We start from the raw sequence: 21,708 nt of genomic DNA on the forward strand, positions 1-21,708 counted from the left end.
ACAAAAAAACCTCTGAAATAAATCAGAGGTTTTTATATTATTTTTTTTAATTTATAAAATTAAAAACTGAATTTTTTAGTAACACCTACGTGAATTGATTTTCCAAAAGTTAAGTCAAAATCTTTGCTTTTGTTATAATTTTTATAATCAAATTTCACGTTTTCTTTTGTGTCGCTCCATTCAACTCCTCCAAAAGAAACATTTAAACCAAAATTATTTTTAAAGTTTATAAATAAAGCTGGGGCAAAATCGATGTAATATCCATAACCTCTAACTCTATTAGCCAGGATCATTTCAGACTCATTATAAATTGCATTTTTTGGAGCTAATCTGCTATCAGAACGATATTGTTGATATCCGGCCCCTAAATCTGCATATATACCAAAAGTTTCATTAAAAGGTTTATAATAACGAACAAATCCACCAATTCTACTTTCGTATGATTTATCTTGGATTTTTGTAATATGATTTCCATCATTGTAGGTATGTTTATCATAAGATAAACTGGTTTTAGCCCCTACAAACCAATTTTCAGCTACTTCATAAGCAATTATGGGAGTAAATGTTACATTATTGGTTTTTTCGTTATCAAAACCTGTTACTCTTTTAAAGCTAAAATCTGTACCCAAAAGGATAGAATTCTTTTGAGCTTGAGCTGACAACACGCTAAAAAGAGTAAGGGTTGCTATTATAATTTTTTTCATGCTTTTTCTTTTTAATTAGTTAGATAACTTGCATTAAATAATTTTCTATAATTATTTAATTATAGAGAAAAGTTTTTAGAAATACCAATATTGAAAGCATTTCCAAAAGTTATATCAACCCCGTTTGATTTGTATTTAGTTCCTTTTTGTTTTAAGTGGTTGTACTCAACTCCACCAATGCTAAAGTTCAATCCAAAATTATTTTTGAAGTTAATGAATAATGCCGGGTTGAATCCGATGTAAAATCCATTTGATTTATCTTCAAATTTTGATATAGCATTGTGTCCTTTGGTTTTTTGCTCTTGCCAACCTGCACCTAAATCAGCATAAACTGCAAAGGTTTCACTTAATGGTTGTGAGTAACGTATAAAACCTCCGATTCTTGAAGTTTTAGTATCTCCATCAAGTAGTTGTAATGCTTTAAGTGTTTCACTATCTAAATCCGCTTTTGTAAAAGCTACTTTTGCACCAATAGTTAAATTATCAGTAAATTGATATCCTAAATAAGGAGCCCATTCGTAAGTGTCCAATTTTTGTTTTCCTGAAGTTCCTCCAGTTTTGTTTTCGGTATGATTGTAACCTACATTACCTCCTAATAAAATACTGTTTTTTTGTGCATTCATAGTTGATAATCCAAAAACTACTGCTGCAAACAACACTAACTTTTTCATAATTTTCTTTTTTGTAAAATAATTTAATTCAAAAATTTATTTAATTTTCATTCTTCCACTTAAAACGTAGTAGAATCTAAATTTATCTAATTTCGTGTTAAAATTATACTAAATACCGTGCCAAAGTTAATATTATGTTAAAATAACATCTTTTTTTCTATTGATTTATGTCGGATCAATATACAAATAAATTAACTTTGCATAATTATTCGGTTATATTTTTATAAACGATATCTAAATTTAGCATGCAAATATAAATAAATACTCACTTATAAAGTAATTTGATACTTAATTTATTTTTTTTTTCATGCAAATTTTATGATTTCTTTTAAAAAAATCTTAATTTTTTAATTAAAAATATTAATAAATAAAAATTCAAATTAATTTTTTTAACAAATACTACCACCTTATTCATTGATTATATATCAAATTCAAATTTTAACATTTTTTTTTATTTATTTGATTGATTTAATAATAAACAGGTTTTAATTACTTTGATAATTTATATTCTTAACTTCTCATACCTTTTATTTACTATCAGTTTATTTTATAATCATTAATTTTTAAGAATTCTTTCGAAATTATATACAATCTTATAACTATTCAATTTTTTTAAACGTACAATAAGCTAAAATAACATACCATATTATTAGTTAGATAACACAAATTAGCATTCAATTCACGTAACTGCTATGTGAACTATCAGTTTAATCTAAACCTATTCGTTCATAAATATAAGTAATAGTTAAGCACGTTGAGACTCATAAATTTTGTTTTTTTATATATTTTTTATTTGGCTTATTAAATAAATCTATAATTTAATCTAACATTTCTAATGATTCATTAATTATAAGGCTATTGATTAAAATAATTTGCATTTAACTAAATAAAGGCATATGCATGCCATGAGTCTAGGCATATGGATCTTAGTACGTTTTAATCTTGGATATAATTTTAATAGTAAGGTATTAGTGAACTTTAAAATTACATTTTCTACGTGATCAATAAAATGTTCGGTATATAAAATATTATTTATATCAATAATTTCATTAGTAATATAGAGATTGGTATATATGCTTAATTAAATGAATCTTCTTGAATTAAAATTTCATTTGGAATAAGAATAAGATTTATATACATTTTCTAATAAAAAAACCTCAGAATTTTAATTCTGAGGTTTTCCAATTATACTGTGTATTATTTTTATTTCACTTCTTCGAAATCTACATCTTCAACATTATCTCCTCCTTGATTGGAACCACTTGATGATCCTTCTCCTCCGCCTTGAGCTCCCGGATTTGCTCCTTCAGCTGCTTGACCGGATTTATATAAATCTTCTGAAGCGGAAGCCCATACAGCATTAATTTTTTCCATTGCTGTTTCAATTGCCGGAATGTCTTTGCTTTCATGTGCTTTTCTCAAGTCTGCCAACGCATCTTCAATTGGTTGTTTTTTCTCTGCCGGTAATTTTTCTCCAAATTCTTTTAATTGCTTTTCTGTTTGGAAAATCATTGCATCCGCAGAATTTAATTTCTCAACTTCTTCTTTTCTCTTTTTATCTGCTTCAGCGTTAGCTTCTGCTTCTTTCTTCATTTTTTCAATTTCTGCTTCACTTAATCCGGAAGATGCTTGAATTTTTATTGATTGTTCTTTTCCGGTTCCTTTATCTTTAGCCGATACGCTTAAAATACCGTTAGCATCAATATCGAAGGTTACTTCAATTTGTGGAACTCCTCTTGGTGCCGGTGGTATATCCACTAAATCGAATTTTCCGATTTCTTTATTATCGTTGAACATAGGTCTTTCTCCTTGCCCTACTCTAATAGTAACTGCCGGTTGATTATCTGCTGCAGTTGAAAACGTTTCAGATTTTTTAGTTGGAATAGTGGTATTAGCATCAATTAATTTAGTAAATACTCCTCCGTAAGTTTCAATTCCTAAGGAAAGCGGAGTAACATCTAATAATAAAACATCTTTTACATCTCCTGTTAATACACCTCCTTGAATTGCAGCTCCAATAGCAACCACTTCATCAGGATTCACTCCTTTGGAAGGTTTTTTACCGAAAAATTTTTCAACTTCTTCTTGGATCACCGGTATACGTGTTGAACCTCCGACTAATAATACTTCATCAATATCTGAAGTTTTTAATCCTGCATCTTCTAATGCTTTTTTACAAGGTTCCATAGATCTTTTAACTAGATCGGCTGCTAATTGTTCAAATTTTGCTCTGGTTAACGTTTTTACCAAGTGTTTTGGACCGGAAGCTGTAGCGGTTATATAAGGTAAATTAATCTCTGTTTGAGTAGATGAAGATAATTCTACTTTCGCTTTTTCAGCGGCTTCTTTCAATCTTTGTAATGCAATTGGATCTGCTTTTAAATCAACACCTTCTGCAGATTTGAATTCTTCTGCCAACCAATTAATTATTACATCATCAAAATCATCTCCTCCTAAGTGTGTATCTCCATTAGTTGATAATACTTCAAATACTCCGTCTCCTAAGTCAAGAATAGAAATATCAAAAGTACCTCCTCCTAGGTCATATACTGCAACTTTTTGGTCTTTATGAGCTTTATCTAATCCGTAAGCCAAGGCTGCCGCTGTAGGCTCATTTATAATTCTTTCTACTTTTAAACCGGCAATTTCACCTGCTTCTTTCGTTGCTTGTCTTTGCGCATCATTAAAATAAGCAGGAACTGTAATTACTGCTCGATCTACAGTTTCTCCTAAGAAATCTTCTGCTGTTTTCTTCATTTTTTGAAGAATCATAGCTGAAATTTCTTGCGGAGTATATAATCTTCCGTTAATATCTACTCTTGGAGTATCGGAATCACCTTTTACTACTTTATAAGGAACTCTTGAAATTTCACCAGCATCTGATGAAAATCTAGTACCCATAAATCTTTTTATGGAATATACGGTATTGTGTGGATTGGTTACTGCTTGTCTTTTAGCAGGGTCCCCCACTTTAATTTCTCCATCTTCCATAAAAGCAACTACGGATGGAGTAGTTCTTTTTCCTTCAGCATTAGTAATAACGGTAGGATCGCTACCTTCCATTACGGCTACACAAGAATTCGTTGTTCCTAAATCAATTCCTATAATTTTACTCATGTTTATATTTTTTCTTTAATTACTTATGGTTATTAATTATACTAAATACTACTATTACTTATATAATTGCTTATGCAATTTCAATGATTATGCCATGAAGCATTATATAAACATTTGTCATAATTAATTTTTTGCAAGCTGACATATTGTCTAAGCATTTTTACTTCACCTTAGGATTTCATCTAATTTCATCTATAATGATAATTAAAAAGGTAAAACTTTAATACTCTACCTTAACCACTTAATCTATTTAATCTATAAATTGGTTTATTCTTTATCTTTTAGATAAATGTTTTACTGCATTTAATAAAACATTAGCACCGGCACTCATCCATTCCGGTCTAATTTCTTCCTTTTCATTATGACTTATTCCTTTAATACAAGGTATAAAAATCATGGAAGTCGGGGCTATTTTAGAAATATTACACGAGTCATGTCCGGCTCCTGAAACCATTGTTCTATGGGGATAATTTAAATTCTGAGCTACTTTGCGTACCACTTCAATGCAGGTTTTATCAAAAGGTAAGGGAGGAAAGGATAATATAGGGCGGATGCTATAGGTTAGATTTAATTTCTCAGCTATTTGATGTACTTTTTCAGACAATTGTTGATCCATCCTTTGTAGTCCTTTTTCTGAAGGATGTCTAAATTCAACTGAAAACCAAGCTTTATCGGAAATTACATTTCTTGAATTGGGTGTAATTTTTACCATTCCAACAGTTGCCCTGCCCTCCGGTTTTTCATTTTTTCCTATTGTGTTGACTTCAAGCACTGCCTCGGCGAGACCTAGTAAGGCATCTTGGCGTACTTCCATAGGGGTTGTTCCGGCATGAGAGGCCATCCCTGTGAATTCAACATCGTACCATTTTTGACCTGAAGCTCCGGTAACTATTCCTATTAATTCATTATGGTTTTCTAATATCGGACCTTGCTCAATATGCAGTTCCAGTGAAGCATGGATTTTATAATTTGAAAAATTATCATTTCCAGCATATCCAATTCTTTCTAATTCTTGTTTAATAGTATTACCTTCACTATCTCTACACGACCAACCATCTTGTAAAGTAGTTAACCCTGAAAAAACGGCCGAACCTATCATGGCCGGAGCAAAACGTGAACCTTCTTCATTGGTCCAGCTTACAACATCTATGGGGCGATCAGTCTTTATATTATGGTCATTCAATGAGTAAACAACTTCCAGGGCTGCTAAAACCCCATAGATCCCGTCGTACTTACCTCCTAAGGGCTGACTATCTATGTGAGAACCTATAAGTACAGGACTCAAACGGTTATCTTCACCGGGTCGTCTGGCGAAAATGTTTCCCATTGCATCTATTTTTATTGAACACCCGGCTTTCTTCGCCAGAGATACAAACAAATCACGAGCTTGTTTATCTAAATCTGTGAGCGTTAAACGATGTACCCCTCCATTTGGCGTACCTCCTATGGTAGCAAAATCGGCTAACCACGTTTGTAGTCTCTTTGAATTTATATGTAAATTATCATTCATTGGAAATATCTGTTTTCCCTTTTTCTAGTTTATAATGAAAATCACAATAACCGTCTCCATTCATTATAGTATGTGGACGGGTTAATTTTACGTTTGGAGCATATCCTTCGATAAATTTAGCATCTCTGTTGCAGGAGAGTAAAAATCCAATTTCGCCCAATCCCATTTCATGATACATTTCTGCATATCGACATCTTTTCACGTTATAATCATATTGGTTCTCATTATTAACAACCACTTCTGTTTCAAGTGCATCATCTTTTTCCCATAAATATTGGAGAGCTACAAAACTTTGTACTGAGGTTGGCCCATCTTCTTTTTGGGCAAAATCTTTTCCGGCTTGAATGGCTGCATTAGCTACGGCTTCTTCAATAATCGATTTTGCCTGTTCAAGTCCATATTCTCTTTTTAAAATATCGTATATAGGTTTTATTATTTCTGCTTCAATTTTTCGTCTTTGTAAAATACCTATTTCTTCTTTTTGATTCTTCATACTTGTATTTACTTATGTTTATTTTAAATAGTATAATCGATGGGAGCAACATTTCCAATGAATTTTAGTAATCTTTCATCCTTGGATTTTTTCATTTGTTGAGGTTCTTCATTGTATAAAATTTTTCCTGATTCCATAAAAACAATTCTATCTGATACTTCAAATGCGAATTTCATTTCATGAGTAACAATTATCATAGTCATGCCTTCAGTAGATAATTCTTTTATAACTTTCAATACTTCTTGAACTAATTCGGGATCTAAAGCGGAAGTAGGTTCATCAAATAACATAATGTCGGGCTGTATAACCAATGCTCTTGCTATGGCTACCCGCTGTTGCTGCCCTCCTGATAATTGGTGAGGGTATTTATTGGCATGAACCAACATACCTACTTTATCTAACATTGCCAATGCATACATACGCAGCAGCTGTTTATCTTTGTTTTTTTTATGATATAAAGGAGCCAACATTACATTTTCTAATACCGTTTTGTGTGGAAAAAGATTATACGATTGAAAAACCATACCTATCCTCATTTCCTGAAGTTTCTTTTTTGATTTATGAAATTTACTTTTATTTTTAGATATAAGAGAAACTTCTCCCATTTCAATATTTCCTTCATCTATTGTTTCTAAACCGTTTATGGATCTTATTAAGGTACTTTTCCCGGATCCTGATGGACCTATAATACTGATTACTTTTCCCCAAGGAACGCTTAAACATATATTATTTAATACCAATGTTGTTCCAAATGTTTTTGTTATATTTTTTAATTCTAAAGCGGTTGAACCCTTATTCGTATTTTTTACGTTCGAATATTCTCTTAATTTTTCAAAATCAACTTGTATTGAACTATCAATGTCAGTGCTTTTTTTATGGACATCAAATTTTGCTTCAAATTTGTTAATAATCCATGTTACCAAAGTAACTATTAGTATGTAATAAATAGCAACTGCTAACAGAGTTTCCATAACCAGAAAGTTACGTGTATACAATTGCTGTCCAACCATCAATATTTCGGTCAAGGAAATCACCGATACCAGTGAGGTTAACTTAACTATGGTTACGTATTGATTAGCGAGTGACGGTAAGGCTATCCTAAATGTTTGCGGGGCAACAATCAATCTCATGATTCCCCAGTAGGATAACCCCAGCGCTTTTCCCGCCTCATATTGTCCTTTGGGTATCGCTTGTAATGCTCCTCTATGTATTTCCGCTATATAGGCTGTTTCACTTAAAACTAAAGCTATTAAACCGGATATGAAGGGATTAGATAATACTATTGAGCTTTTAGGCCAAATTTGAGGTAAATTATATATAAATATTAATAATACCAATAAAGGTAAACTCCTGAAAAACCAAATATAACCTTTGGAAATAGTTCTTATAAATGAATGAGAACTCTGTACCATTAATGCTACTAAAAAGCCTAAAACTACTCCTATACACCAAGTTAATGTACTTAACTCGATTACAGTTAAACAAGCTTTCCAAAAATCTGTGTTAATAAATTGATTTTTAAAATATTTCCAATTGAAAATTGTATTCTTTTTTTGAGATGAAATCGATTCTTCTTCTATTTTATATTTATGTACTAATTCTTGACTTGGATAAGCCAAATTATATTTATCCAATAACTGTTGATATTCTCCCGATTTTCTTAGTTCTTGGATAACTTGTGCGATTTTATTTTTTAAGGCTATGTTTTCATTTTTAAATGCTAAACCTATTAATACGGGATCTATCATTTCGTGTGTAGAAATTACCAATTTATCTCCTAATCTATCAATTAACATTTTAGCAACTGCCGCATCTTCATATTGTACATCCACTCCTTTGGATAATAGCGCATGTGAAGCCTCTGGAGCACTGGGGTATTCTTTAACTTCAATTGCTTGTTTATTATTCTTAAAACAGAAATTCTTGGTAACATCATTTAATTTAGGAATCCATGCCGCCCCTTTCATGGAAGAAATTTTCTTTCCGCATAAGTCTTGTAAGGATATCGGTCGGTAGGATTCGTCTTTTCTAACAACTAATACACCTCCGGTTTGCAGATAGGGTAAAAATGAAACTTGTTGAGCTCGTTGCGGATTAATATACAATGCAGATGCTATAAGATCATAATGTCCTGCATTTAAGCCCATAATTATATTTTCTATTCTGGTATCTTTAAAGACTACTTTAAGATTTAATTTTTCTCCTATTAATCTCATTAAGTCAGGGTCAAAACCACTGGGAATTCCTTCTAAATAGGCATAGGGAGCATAAGTTAGGTCAATACCAACCGCTAATTCGCCTTTTTTTAGAGTTTGTGAATGATAAATCGTTGTACTAAATAGAAAGATTAGCACGTATACATATTTAGAAAACAAAGTGTAAAATCGAAGATCTATTTTAAATAATTGGTTATTCACAAGCAATATTATTTTATTCAATATAAAAAACAACAAAGTTTAATTCCTATTAAACTGATAGGCAAACTTACTTATTATTTGAATTATAATAAACTTATTTTTTTATCTTTTTTATAAAATATAAATAATTAAATTTTTATTAAACTTCTGCTTTTTGCAGTATTTAAAATTTTATAAAAGACAATTGGTTAATCAAATATAATTACCATATAATAATTTAAAAAATACAATTATATCACATAATCATAATATTATATACACTTTGAATTATAATTCAGAATATAAAATTAAATATTTTTTCCTATATTTGATAAATTTATAAATGTTATGATTATGAAAAATTTTACTTTTTTTTTACTATTATTTTCATCTGCTTTTCTGGTTTCTTGTAATGAGGAATCATTAACTTCAGACATTTATCCTGAAAACAAATCTTCAGAAAATGAAAAATTTTGTGTGGATGCCTTTTTACCAGGAGATAATTTTCAGACCTCAGAATTGGATAAAGAAGTTTCCGGTTATGGTGTAACCACCATTATAAAAAAATGGAATCCCGGAGATACCATTAAAATCAAATTTTTAAATGGTTCATCGTATTTGCAAGATAAAGTCAGAACATATGCAAGTGAATGGCTTCAATTCGCTAATTTAACATTCAAATATGTTACTGCGGATCAATATGCCGATATTAAAATTAATTTTGATAACAGCGGAAAATCATGGTCTTATGTGGGCACCGATTCAAAATACATTTCTCAACAAAGTCCTTCTTTGAACTTTGGTTGGTTTACGGATTTTACTCCTGAAAATGAATTATCTAAAACAATTCTTCATGAATTCGGTCATGTTCTTGGATTACATCATGAACATCAAAACCCTACTTCAAATATAAAATGGAATAAACCGGTAGTATATGCTTATTTTGAAGGTGCACCTAATTATTGGAATAAGGACCAAGTGGATTTTAAAATTTTTTATAAATACAGCAAGGCATTAACTAATTATTCGGCATTTGATAAACATTCTATCATGCTTATTTCATTTCCTGCTTCATTCACCCTAAATCATTGGCATAGTCAACCCAATTATAAATTATCTTCTACTGACAAGAAATTTATTGCTAAGCAATATCCAAAAAGTAAATAATTGTTAAAATCACTTTATATAACTTTAAGTATTTTATATAAAGTAATATTCTCAAACATTTATCCTGGATTTATAAAACCTTAAAAAATCTTAAATATGAAAAAATTTACGTATTTATTTTTATTAATTGTAAGCCTATTGGTATATATGGTTTCCTGTACTGAAGATTCATTAAATTCTGATATTGTACCGGACAAAAGTACAGCTCAAAAAGAACATTTTTGTTTAGATGCTTACTTACCTGATGACATTATTCAACCCCAAGATTCAACTCAAGAAGTTATTGCTAATGGAGTAATTAATAAATTTAATAAATGGAATACAGGACAAACTATAAAAATTAAATTTTTAAACGGAAACTCTTATTTACAGAATAAAGTAAAACAATTTGCCGGTGAATGGTTGAAATATGCTAATTTAAACTTTGAATATGTTCCTGCTTATCAATATGCTGATATAAAAATAAATTTTGATAATAGTGGTCAGTCTTGGTCTTATATTGGAACTGATGCTAGATCTATTACTCAACGTATTCCTACCATGAATTTCGGGTGGTTTACAGATTCAACCCCTGATTACGAGTTTTCAAGGACAATAATTCACGAATTCGGACATGCACTTGGTTTACAACATGAGCATCAAAGCCCCGCTGCTAATATTCAGTGGAATAGACAGAAAGTATATGAATATTATGCCGGAGAACCTAATTATTGGAACCAAGCGTATGTTGATAGTAATGTTTTAAATAAATATAATTCAACTACAACTAATTATTCTTCCTTTGACAGTCAATCAATCATGCTTTATTCTATTCCTGCATCTTTAACTTTAAATGGGTGGTCAAGCGGTTGGAATACCGCACTTTCCGAAATGGATAAAAGATTTATATCTGAACAATATCCCGGCAGGTATGCATATGTGGAAACAAAAAATTTCTACAGATATAATATAAACGGACAGCATTTTTATACATCAAATTATAATGAATTAGGAAATAAACATTTTGAGGGGATATTAGGAAAAATTTATGCTAATCAAGTGGAAGGATCTTATCCTATATACAGATATTATAATTTTTTAAACGGTGATCGTTTATCTACACTTGATTGGAACGAATTAAAAAACGGTGGACAAGGAGGATGGATTTTTGAAGGCATATCCGGTTATGCATTCAATACTCAAAAACCTAATACAATTCCGGTTTATCGTTTTTACAAATCATATAAAAAGAAATCGGATCATTTGCTCACCACCAACAAAAATGAACTTAAAATATGGATATCCGAAGATGGTTCGTTAGTTTTAGGTAAAGGTAAAAGTTATATTCCCATTAATATCTATAGATATGAAGGCATAGCATTTTATATTTTAAGATAATAGTAACAGATACTATTGTTCGTTAAAAAAAGAGAGCTAAATTTTTTTTAGCTCTCTTTTACAATGTTTTTTATATATTTTACCTAAAATTCATTCGTAAAATGAAGTTTTACCGATGGAAATTTTTCTTGAGTCATGGTTATACTAAATGCTGAATCAGCTAAGAAGACTAATTGCCCAAACTTATCTTTAGCTAAGAATTTTTGTTTCACCCGCTTAAATTCTAAAAATTCCGATGATTTTTCATCCTCTGTTTCCACCCAACATGCTTTATGTATATGAATTGGTTCATAACTGCATTTTGCTGAATATTCATGTTCTAAACGATATTGTATTACTTCAAATTGCAGCGCACCCACTGTTCCTATGATTTTCCTATTATTCATTTCCAACGTGAATAATTGTGCAACTCCTTCATCCATTAATTGATCAATACCTTTTGCCAACTGCTTGGTTTTCATAGGATCTTCATTATTTATATAACGGAAATGTTCCGGTGAAAACGATGGAATTCCCTTGAAATTTAATTTTTCTCCTTCTGTTAAGGTGTCACCGATCCTGAAATTACCGGTATCGTGCAAACCAACAATATCTCCGGGAAAACTTTCTTCCACAACTTCTTTTTTATCGGCAAAAAAAGCTGCAGGACTGCTAAATTTCATGGTTTTATTTTGACGTACATGCAGGTAATTGGTATTTCGTTTAAAAGTTCCGGATACAATTTTTACAAAAGCTAAACGATCCCGATGTTTAGGATCCATATTGGCATGAATTTTAAATACAAATCCCGTAAAACTCGTTTCTTCCGGTTTAACTAATCGTATATCGCTCATTTTAGGTAGCGGATTGGGTGCAATTTCAACGAATGCATCTAATAATTCCTGAACTCCAAAATTATTTAATGCGGAACCGAAAAATACCGGCTGTAAGGTTCCGTTCAAATATTCTTCTTTTGAAAATTTTGGGTAAACCGAGTGTATTAATTCTTGTTCATTCCTTAGATTTTCTGCTGCTTGGTCGCCAATAAGCTCATTTACTATTGGATCATTTATATCTTTAATCTCAATACTCTCTCCTACTTTTTGTTTTTTTTCTTCGGTGAAGAATTTAAAATTATTCTCCCACATATTAAAGATTCCTTGAAAATCTAATCCCATACCGATGGGCCAAGATAATGGTGTAACCCTTAATTGTAACTTTTGTTCAACTTCATCTAATAAATCAAATGCATCTTTACCCTCGCGATCGAGTTTATTGATAAATACCAACATAGGAATATTCCTCATTCTACAAACTTGAACCAATTTTTCGGTTTGTTCTTCAACTCCTTTGGCTACATCTATAACTACAATTACTGAATCTACGGCAGTTAGTGTTCTATAGGTATCTTCGGCAAAATCTTTATGCCCGGGTGTATCTAATATGTTTATTTTTTTTCCTTTATATTCAAAGGCTAATACGGAAGTAGCAACCGAAATACCTCTTTGTCTTTCAATCTCCATAAAATCTGAGGTTGCTCCTTTTTTGATTTTATTGCTTTTTACAGCTCCTGCTTCTTGAATCGCTCCACCAAATAAAAGTAATTTTTCTGTTAAGGTTGTTTTACCAGCATCCGGATGGGATATAATTCCAAAAGTTTTCCTTCTTTTAATTTCTTTTTCTAGAGTGGTTCCCATATTTTATTAAATGTTTGCAAATATAAACTATTTAAAATTTCTAATTTTAATGTAACTGATTAGTTTTTTGTAGAATTTCTGTAATGAATAAGATAAATAATTAATAAAAATCCAATTCAAATTTTTTAGAAGAATATTAAAGTTTATTCATAAATATTTTTATTTAAAATAGTTTTAACTGAATTCTAAAAATATATTGATATCATTTTAAATGAATATAAGATTTTTAGATTTTGGATTTCACTAATTTATTTTAGAACAAGGAGTTTGTTTTGAGTAAATTACATTATTTCATTAATCAAAATAAATTAGTAATGAATATTATTTACTGATATTTTTAAATGAATTACTTTTGTAATTCTTATCAGGCAAATTTATGACGATTAATTTAAAACATGCTGTAATTTCCAAATTAACTTTACAATTTTCCGGTAATAAACTACGTGAAGAAAAAAACATTTATGCCGGTGATTTATTTCATTTAAATGAAAAAGAGGAAGAGGCTATGCAACCCTATTTCCTTTCACCTTTTAAAAAAAATTTGGAATACTATGAATTTACTCATTATACCCAAGACATAAATTTTAATATTTTATATTCTTTATGTAAAGATGTTTTTGAAGATGCCATCGATTTTGTAAGTTTTTCAGACAAAGTTTTAGATCATCTTTATGAAAGATCCAATCACCCACAAATTAAAAAAGGCGAAATTTTTATTGCTTTATTCAATGATATTGATATTGGACAGGAGTCTAAAATTTCCGGCATCGGAATATTCAAATTAGAAAATAAAAACAAATTTCTTCGATTTAAACATTCTGACATTGTTGAATGCGCCATACAGAAAGGTTTTCGATTAGATTCATCCATTGATAAGAGTTGTTTAATACTTAATACACATAAAGAAAGTGGTTATAAAATATTGGTACATGATGATGCTCATGTAGAATCCGAATATTGGAAAAAGTCATTTCTGGAAGTAGATTATATTAAAGATGATTCGTATCAGACTAAAAATTACATTAATTTATTATCTGATTTTTCACAACAAGTAATTTTTGAGGAAAAAGGAAAAAAAATTCAAACTGAATTTATCAGTAATTGTCTTCAAGTATTCAATGAAAACGAAACGATAACTGAAGAAATTTTAGAGAAGGAATTATTGGAAAATTATGATATGGTTGATGAATTCAAATCATATAAAAAAGATTATTCAGAAAATTCAGGGGTTCAATTTTCGGAAATTTTTGATGTTTCCACCAATGCTTTAGCAAGGGAAAAAAGAAAAATTAAAACTGATATCAAATTAGATACATATATTCAAATTAAATTGGATATTAACAGACCCGAAGCTTCCGAAGATTTTCTAGAGCAAGGGTATGATGAAGAAAAGAAAATGTTTTATTACAAAGTATTTTACAATTCAGAGTTATAAGAGAATTATTATAATTTTATATATTTACTTACTAATCTATTTAAATTATCTTAAATGCCTATTGTAGATTTTATTATACCTGATTATTTTACGAGAATAGTTACTTGGAAAGTCAGTGAAACTAATGAAGAATTGTTACGGATATTAAAATTAGATAACATAAGACAAGGTAAATATGATTCTTTAACACCTAAAAGAAAACGAGAATATTTGGGATTACGAGCTTGTTTAATGGCTTTAGGTTTAGATAGTACTGTAAAATACACTAAAGAAGGTAAACCCTATGTTGAAGGAACTTACAATATTTCCGTATCTCATTCACACGGAGTAGTCTGTGTTGGTGCTTCGTCTTTTAATATTGGAGTTGATATTGAATTGGAAAGAGATGAAAAAATTAATACCATAAAATACAAGTTTATTCGAAAGGATGAATTTGAATTCATACCAAAAGGTGAAGAAAAGGACTATTATCATATTTTATGGGGATTAAAAGAAGCCCTGTATAAAATACACCATGGAAACTTATGGTCTTTTTTAAATCACTATAGAGTAGAACCCTTTCAATTGAAAAGTGATAAACCTATTGTATGTTGGATTATTGATGAAAAAGCGAGTGTTAAATATTATGCCTACTATAAGAAAATAAATAATTATTATATGACCTATGTTCTTAATTATGAATGATTTTTTTTCTAATTTTGCCGAACTATTTTATTAAATATTATATTTTTGAAGAAAGCATTAATTATACAAAACAAATTTATCGGGGATGTTTTAGTAGCCAGTGTACTTGCTAAAAATTTAAAAAAAATATTTCCAACTATCGAAGTTCATTTTTTTTGTTACAACAATGCTATATATATCCTTCAAAACAATCCTTATATAGACAAAATAATTGAGTTTGATGATATTGAGTTAAAAAAGCTTTCTGTTTTATGGAAGTATACAAAATATATTAAAAATGAGAAATATGATATACTTTTAGATCCTTACGCTAAATTACAAAGTCGTTTCATAACGTTGTTTTCTAAAGCTAAAAGGAGAATTAGTTTTGATAAACCTTTTTTTAAATATTTTTATACGGATGTGTTTGTAGAGGAAAAATTTCCAAAATTTATCCATTGTACTTCCATTGAAAATAGATGCCTTTTACTTTCTCCTTTTATAAATAATATTACTAAAATTGATTTTCAAACTGAAATATTTTTAACCGAGCAAGAAATTAATAATGCTAAAAAATTAATGATCAGCTCCGGAGTCAGTTTTACTAAACCGGTCCTAATGGTTGGTATATTGGGAAGCAGTTTAAAAAAATCTTGGCCTCTATCGTATATGGCGGAGTTAATCAATTACTTATTAAAACATTATGATATAGATATTTTATTCAATTATATTCCTAAGCAACAAAAAGAAGCGGATGATCTTTTAAAAGAAATTGTACATAAAGAAAAAATATTTACTTCCATTCTTGGAAATAATATTCGAGAATTTGCTTCCATACTATCTAATTGCAATGCACTGATAGCCAATGAGGGAGGAGCTGTTAATATTGCAAAGGCTATACAAAAGCCCACATTTTCAATTTTTTCCCCGCACAAGTTCAGAAAAGATTGGGGATGCTATGAAAATTTACTTATTCATAAAAGTTTTCATCTTATGGATATATATCCTGAAATTTATACGGAATATCCTCTTAAAGAAATCTTACGTAAGCCTGAACCATTTTATAAACTAATGAAACCGAAAATGTTACTTAGTAAAATTGATCATTATTTACAAAATATTTTAAGTATAGATAAAACGAATTCTGATTTACCTCAAGATATTGAATGCAAAAAACCAAAAATTACCGCTTTATGTATTACCTATAATGAAGAAGATAATGTAGATCGTTTTATGAAAGATATTTCTTTTGCCGATGAGATAATTGTAGTGGATTCATTTAGCACAGATAAAACTAAGGAACTTTTCAAAAAATATCCTAATGTAATTTTCATTGAAAGAGTATTTGATAATTTCACTAATCAAAAGAATTTTGCCATTGAACGCGCAACACATGAATGGATTGTCTTTTTTGATTTAGACGAACATATCCCCACTCCTTTAATTAATGAAATTTTAAATACTGTAAATTCCCCTAACCCTAAAGACGCCTATTGGATAAAAAGAAATTTTTACTTTAAAGACAAACTCCTGAAACATAGCGGATGGAAGAATGATAAAGTAATACGTTTATTTAAAAAAGATAAATCCCTATATAAAAGCAGTAAACTTGTTCATGAAGAAATAGAATGTAAAACCGAACCGGGATATTTAAAAAACAGATTGGACCATTATTCTTTTAATTCTGAAAAAAAATATTTAGATAAGTTAGATAAATATTCTCGACTAAAGGCAAAAGAATTATTTGAAAAGGGTAAAAAATCAAATTTTCTACATCACCATATTAAACCTATATATCGTTTTCTCCATCATTATATTATTCAATTTGGTTTTTTAGATGGAAAAGAGGGATATATTATTTCTAAAATGTATTCTCAATATGTTTCCGACAGATATAAATATTTAGATCAACTTTGGAAAGCTAAAAAGAATAAAAATTAACTTCAAAAATTTGTATTTTTTTATAATTTACAAATGATATATTCAATTAAATTGTTTATTACATCCTATGGGACAAGAAATTGAAAGGAAATATTTAATTACAGGAGAATTTAAATCGAAGGCTATAAAAAGTTTACAAATTAAACAAGGATATCTATCTTCAATACCTGAAAGAACTGTACGTGTTAGAATCCAAGACAATCAAGGTTTTTTAACCATTAAAGGTTCAAATAAAAAAAATAGTATAAGCAGATTTGAATGGGAAAAGGAAATCACAAAAGAAGAAGCTAATGAACTTATACAATTATGTGAAGTAGGTATTATAGATAAAAAAAGATATATTGTTCCCTTTGGAAACAAAATAATTGAAGTAGATGAATTTTACGGGGAGAATGAAGGACTAATCCTTGCAGAAATTGAATTAGATGATGAAAATGAAACTATTGAGAAACCGGATTGGTTAGGAAAAGAAGTCACAGACGATCCCAGATATTACAATTCAATGCTTATGAAAAATCCTTATAAAAATTGGGATAATAAATAATTTTTATTTTAAAATAATCTTACAATTAAATTTATTAACCTAAATTTTAAATTATTTAATAATTTATCAATCACCATAGAAATTGCTAATAATACAAGAATATTTAAAGTGTGTTTATTTAATATTTTAATTGTTACTCTTAATATAATTATTTAATTAAAAACTTAAATAAAAATTATATTCAGAAATAGTATATTGAATCATAGAAACATAATAAATATATTATACTGATTTATATAGAATGACAATTAATAGTTGCCTTTTACAATTTAAACTCACCCGAATTTATATTATATTAAGTATTTATAATGGTATAATGGCATAAATTTTGTCTAATATATCTAACCAAAACATTATCAAATTTGTACCATATTCCAGTGTTGTGGGAGGAAATAGTCATTCTGTTATTGCTGGTGAAAAGAAAGTACTTTCCAATGTAATTAATGAAATGTTGCAGCAAAGTTTGATATAATTCTACTAAAGGTTAATTGGGATAAGCTATTTGATCCATCGCCAACCTTTAGATATCAATTACCTCACGAGATTAATTTGCAAACATCAGTGATACAATGGTTAGTTTTTTATCTTGTAATCAATTAATTAGAGTCTCTAAATTAATAGTTTAATAATTAATCGCCACCAAATCGAATGGTCGGCACAGTTCGAAAATGAGAGGTTCTAGAAGATGCTATTTCTTTTATACAAAATGTAGCTTGGAAATCAATTCATAAATATATTGCCTTACATATAATGGATTCAAATAATGAAAGTTCCGGCATTATTAACTTATCAGGTAGAAAAACATTAAGATTAACAGTACATGAAAAACGAGATTAAAAGATAAACCAACTATTTATATTAAGGCCTAGTGTCTCAACATATTTTGTTGGATTGTCTTCAATCCAAAGATATTATTTATGAAATCTATGCAGAGTTTAATATAGGTAATAATGTTGTTCCTGTTCAGCTTAAGTCAGGTGAATCATATTTTTATTTGATTGGTTAGTTGGTTCACAACAGCCATTATGTATGGTTGAGCCGGGAGTTATACCAACTGAAGAGTTAATAAATGAAGCTTTAAATAATATACATAATTGAATAAAAATAATCAATTTATTAAATCAATTTTATATAAAAGGAGTAAATATTATGCATCTACCATCGAAAGATATTATTGTGTTGGCTGTGGGTCAGGCATTAACTACAACTGTTGTTTCGATGCTAACAACCGTCTCAAGCCTTTCCGGTTCATATTTATCACCGAATCCTTCACTTAGCACACTTCCAGTAACTGCTACAGTTATTGGTACTTTATTGATGATATATCCTGCTTCATGGTTGATGGGAATACTCGGTCGTAAAGGTGGTTTTATGTTTAAAGCCGGTGTAGGAATCTTAGGTGGAATAATATGCTGTATAGCTTTGTTGTTGAATCATTTTTATGTACTCGTCTTAGGAGCTTTGTTATTAGGTATTTTTAGTGCTTTTGGTCAATATTATCGGTTTGCTGCAATCGATGCTGCTAAAAACCCGAAGGAGCATGCTTCTGCGATATCTGTTGTAATGGGGGCCGGAGTAATAGGTGGTATTGCCGGTCCTTTTCTCAGTAGTCACTTTTCCGAGTTATTTTCACCGGTACCCTATGCTGGTTCTTTTGTAGCTATCATTGCTGTTTGTGTTTGTTTAGCCTTATCACAGTTATTCCTTTCCAGTGATTTAGGACGTACGGTTAACCCTACTTCAGAGATAGTTAAAACACCAGATCACATTCATAACTTATTAAGCTCGAATTTTATTCAGATTAGTATTATTTGTACTATTGCTTTTGCTGTAATGACTCTAACCATGAATGCCGCACCATTATCATTGCATAAATCTTGCTTTGCTTTAACGACTTCATCCATTGTCTTGCAGGTACATTTTATTATGATGTATTTGCCGTCCTTTTTTAATCCTAGCTTAGTGAAAATCATTGGGCTTAAGGGGCTAGTTACCATCGGAGTTTTAAGTAGTGCATTAGGTTGCTTATTAACTTTATTACCTAACCAAACTCTTGAAATTTATATGATTGAACTCGGATTATCCGGTATAGGATGGAATTTTATGTTCAATGGCGGAACACTTCTATTGACCAAAACATACAGTCCAGCCATGAAAACAAAAGCTCAAGGATTAAACTCATTGTTTGTATATACAGGTAATATTGTTGCTTCATTTTCAGCCGGCGCTTTAATGTACCTATATGGCTGGCAACTAGTTAATTTAATATGTATTCCATTACTAGGTATATCCATATTTATCTTATGGAAAACAAGAATTAGTAACATTACTTAATTAGTATTCGCTTCAAACCCTCTTTTAGTGAACAGCTGAAATAAGTTACTTTTTCAATTTTTATTGTTTACAAAATAAATCAAGTTACGTATAAGCAAAATGAAGGCAATATCTATTCTCCTGACTATAATTTCTGGGAAATAGTATTAATATCTAGATATAAAAGACGATCCGGATGGATTTTTACTTGCTGTTGATAATATACTACGGCCTTACCCTCGGCTGCTCGATGATAACGACCATTAGATATTAATCAGTTTTTAGTGGGTTTATAGTGCTATTTTAATAAACTGGCAGCAATATCCAAATGGGTATACGGCTCAAGTAATTGGCAAGTAGATTTAACTCGTTGTCCAAAATAGCCAATATTCAGTTGCCCAAGTCCTGCATCAATGCGTTTAGGTACTGTTTCTTTAGTGTTTGGAGAAGTTTTTGGCAGGCTTTTGCTTCAATTTTTAAATCAATAGGCTTTACCTGCACTATTGAGTGCGCAAGTCCAATGTTCATAAGACAGTGAATTTTTGTTGTAGTTAGTTTTAAGCCCTTTAATTTTAATAGGACTTTTTTTATTTAATACAAAACATTAATTCTATATTTTAACAATACTCATCATTCAATTATAATTTTTTAAGGATATTTTAAACCTTATATTTAAAATATTTAATTTACTTGCGCAACTAAATGGCACAAATATTGTTTTATTATAAATGTTCATAAGGCAGTGAATTTTCGTAGTAGTTAGTTTTAAACCCCATTAATTATGGGGTTTTTTTATTTATATATTTAAAATATTGATAGTATTTATTTTACAAAACACCTTATGATATAATTATTACTATTTTCATAGTAGTAAACATTAAATTTTAAAATTTATAAATTACTTGCACAACTCAATGGCACAAATATTGTTTTACTATAAATGTTCATAAGGCAGTGAATTTTCGTAGTAGTTAGTTTTAAGCCCTGTTATTATTAATAGGGCTTTTTTATTATCTTAATCAAAATTTTATCTTATATAATTATATCATGCCAAACATTTTATACCATTAAATTATTCTAAAATAAATATTATATACAAATAATAATTTCATGAAATTATGGCATGAATTTTGTTTTAAAATAATTGTTCATAAGGCAGTGAATTTTCATAGTAGTTAGTTTTAAGTCCCGCATTCATTTGCGGGACTTTTTTTTATTTAATACATTTTATCAATATATTATTTTAATTATATAATAATATTAGTAAAATTATAATATATTACTACTATATGATTTTATATTATGGCATGAAATTTGTTTTTAAATAATTATTCATAAGGCAGTGAATTTTCATAGTAGTTAGTTTTAAGTCTCACTTTAAGTAGTGAGACTTTTTTTATTTAAAGTAATCAATAAGATATATTATTTCATAACGTATAAAATTTTACCATATTTATAATATATAAATAAATTAAATATAACTATTATGGCATAGAATTTGCCTTTAAACAATTGTTCATAAGGCAGTGAATTTTCATAGTAGTTAGTTTTAAGTCCCACTATCATTTGTGGGACTTTCTATATTTAGCACTTTATTCAAACAATATTATTTCAATTACAAATTTATTATCAATAGATTATTACAATTAAATAAATTAAACACAAATATTATGGCATGAATTTTGTTTTTATATAAATGTT

The 21,708-nt window shown here is 29.3% G+C and carries 14 protein-coding genes; 7 read left to right on the forward strand and 7 right to left on the reverse strand.

The window, feature by feature from the left end; translation table 11 throughout:
- Positions 1–59: 59 nt before the first annotated feature.
- The 6 genes from G8C43_RS03730 to G8C43_RS10030 form a co-directional block, all read right to left on the reverse strand.
- A complete protein-coding gene (locus tag G8C43_RS03730; protein ID WP_160541995.1) occupies positions 60–704 on the reverse strand; it encodes a hypothetical protein in 645 nt (214 codons plus the stop codon).
- Between the two features lie 59 nt (positions 705–763).
- Positions 764–1,375, reverse strand: coding sequence for an outer membrane beta-barrel protein (locus tag G8C43_RS03735; RefSeq protein WP_166004274.1), 612 nt, complete (start codon positions 1,373–1,375; stop codon positions 764–766).
- Positions 1,376–2,578: 1,203 nt separating this feature from the next.
- Positions 2,579–4,492 carry a molecular chaperone DnaK gene (gene dnaK / locus G8C43_RS03740; protein WP_166004276.1) on the reverse strand — a complete coding sequence of 638 codons (1,914 nt, stop codon included), beginning with the start codon at positions 4,490–4,492 and terminating at the stop codon, positions 2,579–2,581.
- Positions 4,493–4,766: 274 nt separating this feature from the next.
- Entirely contained in the window at positions 4,767–6,002 is a 1,236-nt protein-coding gene (locus G8C43_RS03745; RefSeq protein ID WP_166004278.1) for a M20 family metallo-hydrolase, read from the reverse strand.
- Entirely contained in the window at positions 5,995–6,495 is a 501-nt protein-coding gene (locus tag G8C43_RS03750; RefSeq protein WP_166004280.1) for an L-2-amino-thiazoline-4-carboxylic acid hydrolase, read from the reverse strand. The genes G8C43_RS03745 and G8C43_RS03750 overlap by 8 nt, the downstream gene beginning before the upstream one ends.
- Positions 6,496–6,518: 23 nt before the next feature.
- Positions 6,519–8,849, reverse strand: a complete 2,331-nt coding sequence (locus G8C43_RS10030) for an ABC transporter permease subunit (protein WP_166004282.1) — start codon at positions 8,847–8,849, stop codon at positions 6,519–6,521.
- Positions 8,850–9,245: 396 nt separating this feature from the next.
- On the opposite strand from G8C43_RS10030, the gene G8C43_RS03760 reads away from it, so the two are divergent.
- On the forward strand, positions 9,246–10,058 hold the full coding sequence (locus tag G8C43_RS03760) for a M12 family metallopeptidase (protein WP_166004284.1): 813 nt from the start codon (positions 9,246–9,248) through the stop codon (positions 10,056–10,058).
- 96 nt (positions 10,059–10,154) lie between these two features.
- The gene (locus tag G8C43_RS03765) at positions 10,155–11,435 is read left to right on the forward strand and encodes a matrixin family metalloprotease (protein ID WP_166004286.1); all 1,281 of its coding nucleotides are present in this window, start codon (positions 10,155–10,157) and stop codon (positions 11,433–11,435) included.
- A gap of 83 nt (positions 11,436–11,518) precedes the next feature.
- Here the strand turns inward: G8C43_RS03765 and G8C43_RS03770 are convergent, their stop codons facing one another.
- Positions 11,519–13,111 carry a peptide chain release factor 3 gene (locus G8C43_RS03770; RefSeq protein WP_105297977.1) on the reverse strand — a complete coding sequence of 531 codons (1,593 nt, stop codon included), beginning with the start codon at positions 13,109–13,111 and terminating at the stop codon, positions 11,519–11,521.
- Between the two features lie 376 nt (positions 13,112–13,487).
- On the opposite strand from G8C43_RS03770, the gene G8C43_RS03775 reads away from it, so the two are divergent.
- From G8C43_RS03775 to G8C43_RS03795, 5 genes are all read left to right on the forward strand, one after another.
- Positions 13,488–14,546 carry a nucleoid-associated protein gene (locus G8C43_RS03775; RefSeq protein ID WP_160541986.1) on the forward strand — a complete coding sequence of 353 codons (1,059 nt, stop codon included), beginning with the start codon at positions 13,488–13,490 and terminating at the stop codon, positions 14,544–14,546.
- A 54-nt stretch (positions 14,547–14,600) separates the two neighbouring features.
- The gene (locus G8C43_RS03780) at positions 14,601–15,230 is read left to right on the forward strand and encodes a 4'-phosphopantetheinyl transferase family protein (protein ID WP_160541985.1); all 630 of its coding nucleotides are present in this window, start codon (positions 14,601–14,603) and stop codon (positions 15,228–15,230) included.
- Positions 15,231–15,275: 45 nt separating this feature from the next.
- Entirely contained in the window at positions 15,276–17,150 is a 1,875-nt protein-coding gene (locus tag G8C43_RS03785; protein ID WP_166004288.1) for a glycosyltransferase, read from the forward strand.
- A 67-nt stretch (positions 17,151–17,217) separates the two neighbouring features.
- Positions 17,218–17,694 carry a CYTH domain-containing protein gene (locus G8C43_RS03790; RefSeq protein ID WP_166004290.1) on the forward strand — a complete coding sequence of 159 codons (477 nt, stop codon included), beginning with the start codon at positions 17,218–17,220 and terminating at the stop codon, positions 17,692–17,694.
- Between the two features lie 1,149 nt (positions 17,695–18,843).
- Entirely contained in the window at positions 18,844–20,028 is a 1,185-nt protein-coding gene (locus tag G8C43_RS03795) for an MFS transporter (protein WP_166004292.1), read from the forward strand.
- The last annotated feature ends 1,680 nt before the right edge of the window (positions 20,029–21,708 follow it).

This window comes from Apibacter sp. B2966 (assembly GCF_011082485.1).
Taxonomy (GTDB): domain Bacteria; phylum Bacteroidota; class Bacteroidia; order Flavobacteriales; family Weeksellaceae; genus Apibacter.